The following is an 8,806-nucleotide window of genomic DNA, read 5'->3' on the forward strand; positions in this document are numbered from 1 at the left end:
TTCATATTTTGAAAAATATAAGTGCTACGTAACAATTACGTAATTGTTACGTAGCACTTATTTTATTTTAACCCCTCTTAAATCCCCGAAGGGGTAAGCGGAACAATCCGATTTTCCTCCACAGGGGACCTCCTCCTCACGCCCTGGACCCTTCTTCCCAACCGGCAAGTTCTAGAATTTTATACACAAAATCTGTTTTGCCACCTATATACTCATCACTTCCCGATGGATCTTGTTCTAACAGATTTTGCTTTAGAGTGTCATACTCATTTCTCAAGTCGAGATGGTTTCTTAGATAGTCTCTAAACAATATCTGTCTTGGCCAAAAGCCACCCTGGTTTTTATAAGCAATAGACAAGTGAAAATTATCCTCTCTGTATTTTCTGAAGAAATGTCTTTCAGTACTTACTCCATCTGTGTCATGAACATAACCGATTTTCTTCAGGTCATTAACAAATGACTCGGCATCATCAATATGATCAATCAAAACCGCAATATCGATAATTGGTTTTGAAGACATGCCCGGAATCGAAGTGCTTCCAATATGCTCAATTTCAAGAGCTTTGTCGCAAAAAATAGCTTGGAGTTTTTGTTTCTCTGATTCAAACTTTTTAGGCCACTCTTCCTGATATGACACTATTTTTGTATGCGAGGGGTTATGCATATTCATCTTTATTGAATAAGATCTTTCCAGTAATCTGCTAAATCAGCATTAACATCAAGTGATCCGCCTTTTGTTTGAGTGACAACATCTTCTTTTGTCCAGAGTGGGAAATCCGGGGTTAACGTAAGCGCCACCAAATTACTATATAACTCAAATCTTTTACTAAGATCGCTCGCATTCAAATACTCAAAGAATGTTTTATAAAAATCTGTATCATTATCTTTCAGATATGAAGTAGCGTATTTTTCACCTCGCCACGGGATATCTCTGAATTCAAAATAACCGTTTATGAGCTCAGTGACACTGTATAGCAGTCGAATCTCAAGCGCTTCGGAATAAAGAGGGTTGCCTGATTCAAAATATCGCTTATTGGCAATAAAGTTGTAGTTTATTTTTTGCCACCATTCTTTTTTCTCTTCCTGTGGAATAGCAATTACGTTCTGGTTGCTTTTAAGATCGGATTTTAGTTTTGTAGTTAGCCCACTTTTATCAAAAAGAATAGAAGCCTTTTCAAGCCAGGCGATGAAGATGGCATCCATATCATTCGCAGATACTTTCTCTGACTTTTCTATTCTTTCTAAGTCAGATTGGTCAAAAAAGAAAATATCTGCAAAAGTATCATCGATCCATGTGTATATGGATTTTATATTTTTGTCATTTTCTTTAAAAATAATAACAAGGTCAATGTCACTGTAATTACTTTTCTGACCAATACCGTATGAGCCGGTTAAAAAACCGGCATCAATATTTTCGTTATTTTCAAGATTTTTTATAATTGTTTCTAGTCGGTTCATCGAGCTAACAAAGTATGTTTATATACATTTCCTCATAGTGATCGCCCTTTCCTCGTCCTGTTCTTTTGTAATCGTTTCGCTTCATTCCAGGCAAGATCGAACAGCTCTTTCATCACATCTGCAATTTTCTGACTCTTCACATTAATTACTAATCCGCCGCTCTGGTCTGATATATACCGAATTGTATCATCATAGATAGCAACATCAGCAGGAAAAGAAAAATCATTATTACTCAGAAAAACATCCTCGTCCATATCAAACAATAAACCACGGTTAGCTATATCACGAAAAAACTCGTTGTCGGGATGAATCGACCTCGTTTTGATGCCCATCTGCGCTCGCTGCTTTACCGAGTCATCAAATTCCTCCCCTAAAATGTGATGCATTCGCTCACCAGATGAAATGAGGCGTATTATCTTTTCTCTACATTTACGTGTGCCGCGAATCGCTGTTCGTACTCCTTCTTTACCCTGATACATTTCTATTGTAGGGGAATGATCTTCTTCAGTGTTCATTCCTTTGAGCGCGGGAAGTATACTTTCTACTTCTTCCAGGTTCCGCTGATGTTGCAGTGCGACATCGTGTGCGCGTTGAAAGATTACATCGGGCGAAACGGCTTTGAAGTGCCTCCTTCCTTGCGCACCTGTTTCCTTTACAAAACCCTTTACCTCCAGTGAGCGAAGCACAACATACGCAGAGCTTCGGTTAACACCAGCTTTACTTGCACATGCGCTCGCCGGCGATGAGCCTAACGAAAGAAGTACGATATATATCCGTGCTTCTTTGGCGCTAAAGCCGACGAGTTGCAGTTTACTTACGAGTGTTTCTGTTGTCATACACAAACAGATAGGATAAATTACCTTGGTTAATAAAATGTTGTTGTTATCTTACAACAACAAATAAGTAAGAGCAACAGCTTTTTAGCGACTTAAATCAGCTAAGGCCCCGTGGCTGTGTTTGACTGTTTTTTAAAATTACTATGTTATTGTTGTTATAGATCGACAACATTTTTTACTGTTCTATAGTATAAGAGGCTATACCATAACCACTTTTGGCATGCTTTTAACTACGGTTCAAGTAGGAGATGCTGTAACCGCCATAGTAAATGGCAAAAGGAAACAGTATCAAATCGTCACATCAGGTAAGGGAGATATAGCGAACAAAAAAATATCTATTGATGCCCCGCTGGCTAAGGTATTTTTGTCTCTCTCAGAAGGAGGCTGGTCTACCCCCACCATACGTGGACGTGTAGTGGAAGTTAAGATTGAGAAAATCTTGAAGAGTGGTAGGTAACAATGTGTGATGCGCGTGAGTTCTTTAACAGACTTGCATAATACTTTCTACGGAGGTTGCAATTAATTGACGTAACCTTCGTGCAGCGATATAGTGCTAAACTTACTGGAATGGTTCCAGCAAGTTAATTTCAGTTCCTTTCGAGAAAGGAGTACTTTGTTATGAGTACGACTGTCCCTGCTGTTTTCCCAAAAACGGGTGTCGACGCAATCGACTCCCTTGACCTTGATCCGATCAAGGTCAAGCTGATGGACTCTGAAGAGGGTCAAGGCTGGTCTCGCGAGAAGGCAGACCAGATGGAACAGGCCTACAAGGCGTTCTTGTACCTCAACCTCAAGTACCCAGATCAGCCGATCGTCCCGACCGGCGAGATCGACGCTTTCTGGCATCAGCACATCCTCGACACCCGCAAGTACGCGGAAGACTGCCAGCAGGTCTTCGGACATATGCTGCACCACTTTCCATACTTCGGTATGCGAGGAGAGCAGGATGCACAGAATCTTCAGAACGCATTCGAGGAGACCAAGCACCTCTTCGAGGAAGTGTTCGGTATCAGCCTCGAGAACGCAGTGAACTGCAGCATCAGTCCCGGAAGCTGCGACGCTCCGCAGTGTTATCCGAGCAAGAATCTGGTATGCCAAGGCGGTAACACGCTGGCCGAAGCACGCCCCACTCTCGTTTAAACGAGAGTGTTCGAAAACACGATACCCTCACATAAACGTGAGGGTATTTTTATTTACCATGAGGTGTCATGTCCGGGACACTCTCTTTTTCTTTAACAAATCTATTACACCACGTCACCAACTGAGAGACCATCTCGCCCCGTTGTTCGGTAATAGCATGATCTGCACCCTCAAATAACATAAGTCGATGTGGTTTTCGATGCTCGAGTAACTTTGTCGAAAGATCTATTGAGTCAAGTGGATTAACTCGCCGGTCTGAAGCCCCGTGCATCAATAGTACCGGCACATCATCCGGAAATTTATCAGGCCAGCAAACAGCTGATCGCTTGCGATAGTTTTCATTAGTTGCGTTGAACATCTGCTCGAACCGCTTTTCCATTTCAGATCGCTCTTCAGCGGCCCGCTTCACGTTTGACCTCCCTCCAACCGTCACGGCTGCTTTTATCCAATTAACTTTTGCGAGTGCTAGGTACGTCATGAGGCCGCCGCGACTAATTCCGTACATTCCTACCCGGTTTTCATCCGCGTAATTAAGTTCCTGGGCGATAGTGTAGAGTTTCAGTACATCGTTGAGATCATCGCCTCCCATCTGGTCACTCCCTCCGCTACCGTCTTGGCCGGAATATTGTGACAGGAACAGAATATACCCCTCCTTCACCAACTCAACTATTGTTGGTTCGATAAATATTTGACCAATTTTTACAACACCCACTTCCATTGTCCCTCCTCTGTTCCAGATAATAACAGGATGATCTTCTTTCAACTCTGCAGGCTGGATAATAAAGCCGGTGACTTTTCTATCATCGACTCGATACTGTATTCGAAATACGTTAATACAGTCTTTATTCTTCCGAATTCGAGACAATTGACTTTCATTCAATAGGGAAGCATGGAATTGTTCCTGCGCTTCATCCCACTTAATTGGTTCGACTGACTCGATTATAGAAATATCTTTAATTGTTTCAGTCTTAGACATAGTAAACTATCATTACTATTGTATCATTTTGAAACGATTTACCATCAGCTCAATGAGCGTGAAGCCTTTTTCAGCTTTCTTGTCTTTTTTCCTATTTCTTCTCCGCCCCTGTTTTGTTGCTTCAAATTATAGCACAGCATTTAAGAGTCAAACCGTTTTTTCTGTTCATAGGTAACGGGAGTAGCGCTTTCGAGCACATACACATTATCATAATAAGAAGAATCCTGTGGTTGATCACTTTTTGTAATTTTTTGTCTGCCAAAATTAAATATGACCCCCTCTTTGTAATGCAATCTGATTGTTTCTGTGTCATTAACCGGAAGATACGTTGCAAGGGGTTTAAACGCACCATCCTCGCCTTCTAGTGTAAAGGATTGTTTTCGTGCATGAAGAGAACCTGTAACTATTATTACCAAGCTAGCGTCTTTACTGTCGCGCATAATTGCTTCTGCCATTTCTTTGTCTCTTTGATTCCAACTTTGTGCTTCCGAATCAAAACAGATAATTTTAATCTGACTACCATTTTTTATGTTTTGATCTCGTACTTCTGCGAGAAAATCGAGATGCTGATCAGAAAAAGCTCCACTTTCTACTGAATACAATTTTTTTACTATATTTTTAACTTCTCCATTAAAATCAAGTTCTCCTAGAATGTATTCATTTAACACCTTACTTTCAGACGAAGATAGCAACCATTCAAAAGCAAATACTGTCTTTTCGCCTGTTCTTTTTTGCCCACAAAAATGTAGCAGATCACGCAAGACATGCACGTTTTCACAAGCTCCATGTATCTCTCCCAACACAAAAAAACGAGTTTCGACTGAGGGTGTGAGATTATTCATAATGATTATGATAAAACAAACCCCTGTTTAATGACAGGGGTTTGGTGTTAGTATTTTCCACGCATCAAAAGATCACGGAAGATCATATCAGTCTTGACTTCTTTAGGTGCTGTTCATCAGATGAAACCATGTCCCTCACCAAAAACATCGGATATGGGGATCGGAGCGGGAACCAGTGTTTGCTGTGGAAACTGTGAGAAGGACTTTCTGGATGCAAATTCCCCAGAATCAAATTTCTTTGCATCGCCTCATTTGCAAGTTTCCGATGAATACTCTTAACCCATCTTTCTGACTTCTTTTCTACAAGATAAACAATCATAGCCCCGTAATCTTTATGCGATCTTTTCCATGTTTCGTAGTGAGATATAGCTGCCCGAAGTGTAGACATACATTCCTTTTTACTAACACCCGGAAGAATGTAGGTAAAATGCAAAGTATCTGCTTGTATCGCCCTTCGCGCAAATGGACACACGTCCCCATCTCGAAACGGATGATCAGCGCAAAGAAACTGAGTTACATATGAGATAATTTCTTTATAAGCAACTTGGGCGCGTACATCAATATCCTTAGGAACTCCTGTTTTCAATGTCCAGTAACCTTCCATTGTAATACTCCTTATTTCATTGTTTATGAACTTGAAAAAGTATACCATGAAATATATTTTCATCAAGTATTGACCTATAATATAGGATGCTATATATTATTTAGTAGGTTTGTTTGGTTTACGGTTCTTCAATCTTTTCATAAGGAATGTTACTAATGATCTATGGTAACCCCAATTCTACTGTGTTTTCCAAGCCCCCAAGGCTGTGGCACAGGATCAGAAGCTTCTTCAGCCGAAAGGCTGGGTATTCGCGTGGCTACTTTGCCTAAGTCAACAAGGCAACAGTAAGCTTCATCCACCAACCCGAATCAAACGATTCGGGTTTTTCTTTTCCGGAAAATCGTTACAAAGCACCACAGGGTTAAGAAAGAGGTACAGAACCAAAATGGTATACTTCACAAATACCGTGGTTTTAAAACAACAATTGCAATGTTAAACTACATAACTTAGTATAAAGAAGTTTATTGAAGATAAATCTCACCATGAAACACTCTGAAAAACACGGTCACTATCACCCCCTTACTCGGATCATACGACATTCGGTAAACATTTTTTCAGAAATGGGTTTTGAAGTTGATTATGGTCCTGAAATTGAAACTGAGGAAAACAATTTCGATAACCTCAACATGCCCCCCGATCACCCGGCACGGGATATGCAGGATACGTTCTGGATCAAGAACGATCCCTCTCGCCTATTAAGAACACAGACAAGCGCTCATCAAGTCCCATACATGCAGAGCCACACCCCTCCATTTCGAATGGTTTCCTACGGGAAGGTTTTTAGAAATGAAGCTACCGACAAAACACATAACGCGCAATTCCACCAACTAGAAGGCGTCGCGGTAGACACAAAAGGAGAGGTCACACTTGCTCACTTAAAAGGATCCTTATTTAAATATATTGAAGAGATGTTTGGCAATGTTGAAAAACGACTTAGGCCAGGATACTTTCCTTTTGTAGAACCAGGAGTAGAAGTTGACATTTATTCTAAAAATAAATGGCTTGAAGTATTAGGTGGTGGGATGGTACACCCAACTGTCCTAGAAAACGCAAACCTTGATCCTCAAAAATATTCTGGATTTGCATTCGGTATTGGTATAGACCGTATCGCTATGATCAAATACGGAATTGAAGATATTCGACACCTTTATTCTGGAGACCTTCGTTTCATCAACCAATTCTAGTCAGCACCTTCTCAAAACAAGCATGAGTATGAAGTTCGACTTCATACTTTTAAAAATGTGGTGTAATTTTTGTGGAGAAAGGGGTCAGGGAGAAACAGGGAGAAAGGGGTCAGGAGCTTTTTCTCGGTCTCCCCTTCTCTCTTAAGGTCGCCTGCAAACGAAATCGGTCGACCATCCTGTCTCGCCACGGGTTCGAGCCGTACGGCATACATTTTTTAGTACAACGTCTCACTGCTTGTAATTCGGATTCTGATAGCGGTTCGTTGACAAAACTGAGATAGTCAGCCGGCAATTGTACTTCTGGTTCTGTAATAACCTTCTTTTGTTTTGGAGTGCCAAAAAGCCGACGGTACAAGCTTGAGTACCGCCACCGTTCAGATTTCTTCACCAAACCGGCTCGAAGAGGGTTTCGTTCAATGTAACGGATAACGGTAAGGAGGTGAGGATCGTTTTGCACAAGAAATGATTTGAAGCGGCCTTGGAAAATGTGCCCGGATCCTGTGGTGTGCTTGATAGCATGCCATCGTGAGGTAAAGGTCATCGTGAACCAGTACATAAACATTGAAAGATCGCCATCGTTTTTTGGTTGAAGCAGTAAATGAAAATGATTCGGCATACAACAGTATGCGATAACTCTCATATCAAACTTTTTGACCGCTTCTGTTAGCACCGCCTCGAAAAGGCTGTAATCCTTTTTTGATTCAAAGAGGGTTAAACGAGCACTGGCTCGATTGATTACGTGATAGTAATAGTCTTTGACATCAACGCGCGGTGATCGGGGCATGAGGATATTTTAGCATAAAAGGCTCCTGACCCCTTTAATTTGAAAAGAATATTTGACAATGTTAATGAAATAAAAAAATCCTTGCCTTCCGGAAAGTCTTTTACATTAGTCGGTGGATCATTCGATCTTTTTCATGTCGGGCATATCCACGTTCTTGAGTATGCCAGTACTCTTGAAGATATATTGGTTGTTGCGGTACTTTCTGATGATTTTGTACGAAATATATAAAGAACCACATCGTCCTATAATAAATCAAGCCCAAAGAGCTTCAATACTTGCGAGTTTAAGATACGTTGATTTTGTTTACATATCAGACACGGAACCAAATAGTTCTGAAAACCTTGAGTATGAAGTTCGACTTCATACTTTTGAAAATGTGGTGTAATTTCTAGTGTTGCGTTTCAAGGGGGGATTCAAGAGAAGTGTTTGCACATTATCAAAATGTATTGCGAAGCTGTATTTGTGTGGTACTGTAAATTTGGAAAGAGGTGAGAATGTTTCTTGACCTTTGAAAATGTACCACGAAGGGAGGTTCTTCGATGAACCGATCACTGATCGCCACTGGGCTGTTGACGGTTTTTTCTTTGGGCACGGTGACATTCGCGCAGGAGACTAACAATAGATATGTAACGGTCCCGATCGAGGACGATAGACCTCGGCGGTTTCTTGAGGAAAATCCGCTGTGCGATGATTCTGATCGATATACGATCGGCCCTATACATACCCCTACCACCTTGCAACTCTCGGGAGAGAACGTACCGATCCGCACCGTGATTGATTTCGATCGATTAGGGGTAAACGATCCACCGGAAACAGAGTATTCGATACGGATGAGTTTAAAGGTACCCGCAATTGATTGCTGCGGTGTGATCGCATGTGAGTATAGAGAAGGCTTCAGAACGGTTCACCGTTTCCTTCTCGTGCCGCGGAGGATTGCAACGGCTGACAATCTCGCAAAGCTGGGGTCTGATGTTGAGCCGGA

Annotated in this window: 11 protein-coding genes; 4 read left to right on the plus strand and 7 right to left on the minus strand. The window is 41.4% G+C overall.

Annotation, left to right across the window (positions count from 1 at the left end; translation table 11 throughout):
* Positions 1–136: 136 nt before the first annotated feature.
* The 3 genes from WD312_01045 to WD312_01055 are packed head-to-tail and all read right to left on the minus strand — an operon-like array spanning position 137 to position 2,294.
* Positions 137–670 carry a GrpB family protein gene (locus WD312_01045; GenBank protein ID MEX2563689.1) on the minus strand — a complete coding sequence of 178 codons (534 nt, stop codon included), beginning with the start codon at positions 668–670 and terminating at the stop codon, positions 137–139.
* 2 nt (positions 671–672) lie between these two features.
* Complete coding sequence (locus tag WD312_01050; protein MEX2563690.1) at positions 673–1,458, minus strand: nucleotidyltransferase domain-containing protein; 786 nt, start codon at positions 1,456–1,458, stop codon at positions 673–675.
* A gap of 32 nt (positions 1,459–1,490) precedes the next feature.
* Positions 1,491–2,294: a helix-turn-helix domain-containing protein gene (locus WD312_01055; protein ID MEX2563691.1), complete on the minus strand. Its 804-nt coding sequence runs from the start codon at positions 2,292–2,294 to the stop codon at positions 1,491–1,493.
* Positions 2,295–2,912: 618 nt separating this feature from the next.
* Between WD312_01055 and WD312_01060 the strand changes: the two genes are divergently transcribed.
* Positions 2,913–3,434 carry a hypothetical protein gene (locus WD312_01060; GenBank protein ID MEX2563692.1) on the plus strand — a complete coding sequence of 174 codons (522 nt, stop codon included), beginning with the start codon at positions 2,913–2,915 and terminating at the stop codon, positions 3,432–3,434.
* Between the two features lie 49 nt (positions 3,435–3,483).
* Here WD312_01060 and WD312_01065 read toward each other — a convergent pair whose 3' ends face one another.
* The 3 genes from WD312_01065 to WD312_01075 form a co-directional block, all read right to left on the minus strand.
* The gene (locus WD312_01065; GenBank protein MEX2563693.1) at positions 3,484–4,410 is read right to left on the minus strand and encodes a prolyl oligopeptidase family serine peptidase; all 927 of its coding nucleotides are present in this window, start codon (positions 4,408–4,410) and stop codon (positions 3,484–3,486) included.
* A gap of 140 nt (positions 4,411–4,550) precedes the next feature.
* Entirely contained in the window at positions 4,551–5,252 is a 702-nt protein-coding gene (locus WD312_01070; protein MEX2563694.1) for a hypothetical protein, read from the minus strand.
* Positions 5,253–5,334: 82 nt separating this feature from the next.
* Complete coding sequence (locus WD312_01075) at positions 5,335–5,919, minus strand: DUF6875 domain-containing protein (protein ID MEX2563695.1); 585 nt, start codon at positions 5,917–5,919, stop codon at positions 5,335–5,337.
* Positions 5,920–6,338: 419 nt separating this feature from the next.
* Between WD312_01075 and pheS the strand changes: the two genes are divergently transcribed.
* Complete coding sequence (pheS, locus tag WD312_01080) at positions 6,339–7,040, plus strand: phenylalanine--tRNA ligase subunit alpha (protein ID MEX2563696.1); 702 nt, start codon at positions 6,339–6,341, stop codon at positions 7,038–7,040.
* Between the two features lie 109 nt (positions 7,041–7,149).
* Here the strand turns inward: pheS and WD312_01085 are convergent, their stop codons facing one another.
* On the minus strand, positions 7,150–7,824 hold the full coding sequence (locus tag WD312_01085; GenBank protein ID MEX2563697.1) for a transposase: 675 nt from the start codon (positions 7,822–7,824) through the stop codon (positions 7,150–7,152).
* Between the two features lie 39 nt (positions 7,825–7,863).
* Between WD312_01085 and WD312_01090 the strand changes: the two genes are divergently transcribed.
* Both WD312_01090 and WD312_01095 read left to right on the plus strand, forming a co-directional pair.
* Entirely contained in the window at positions 7,864–8,052 is a 189-nt protein-coding gene (locus tag WD312_01090; GenBank protein MEX2563698.1) for an adenylyltransferase/cytidyltransferase family protein, read from the plus strand.
* 311 nt (positions 8,053–8,363) lie between these two features.
* Positions 8,364–8,806 (plus strand): hypothetical protein (locus WD312_01095; GenBank protein MEX2563699.1); only part of this gene is annotated, 443 nt, incomplete at its 3' end.

The organism is Candidatus Paceibacterota bacterium, from assembly GCA_040905715.1.
In the GTDB taxonomy this organism is placed as follows: domain Bacteria; phylum Patescibacteriota; class Minisyncoccia; order Phycocordibacterales; family CSBR16-193; genus JBBDHZ01.

Coding starts and splice junctions, on each gene's coding strand:
- WD312_01065 (MEX2563693.1), bottom strand. CDS start 4,410: ATGTCTAAGACTGAAACAATTAAAGATATTTCTATAATCGAGTCAGTC.
- WD312_01085 (MEX2563697.1), bottom strand. CDS start 7,824: ATGCCCCGATCACCGCGCGTTGATGTCAAAGACTATTACTATCACGTA.
- WD312_01075 (MEX2563695.1), bottom strand. CDS start 5,919: ATGAAAATATATTTCATGGTATACTTTTTCAAGTTCATAAACAATGAA.
- WD312_01045 (MEX2563689.1), bottom strand. CDS start 670: ATGAATATGCATAACCCCTCGCATACAAAAATAGTGTCATATCAGGAA.
- WD312_01060 (MEX2563692.1), top strand. CDS start 2,913: ATGAGTACGACTGTCCCTGCTGTTTTCCCAAAAACGGGTGTCGACGCA.
- WD312_01050 (MEX2563690.1), bottom strand. CDS start 1,458: ATGAACCGACTAGAAACAATTATAAAAAATCTTGAAAATAACGAAAAT.
- pheS (MEX2563696.1), top strand. CDS start 6,339: ATGAAACACTCTGAAAAACACGGTCACTATCACCCCCTTACTCGGATC.
- WD312_01070 (MEX2563694.1), bottom strand. CDS start 5,252: ATGAATAATCTCACACCCTCAGTCGAAACTCGTTTTTTTGTGTTGGGA.
- WD312_01055 (MEX2563691.1), bottom strand. CDS start 2,294: ATGACAACAGAAACACTCGTAAGTAAACTGCAACTCGTCGGCTTTAGC.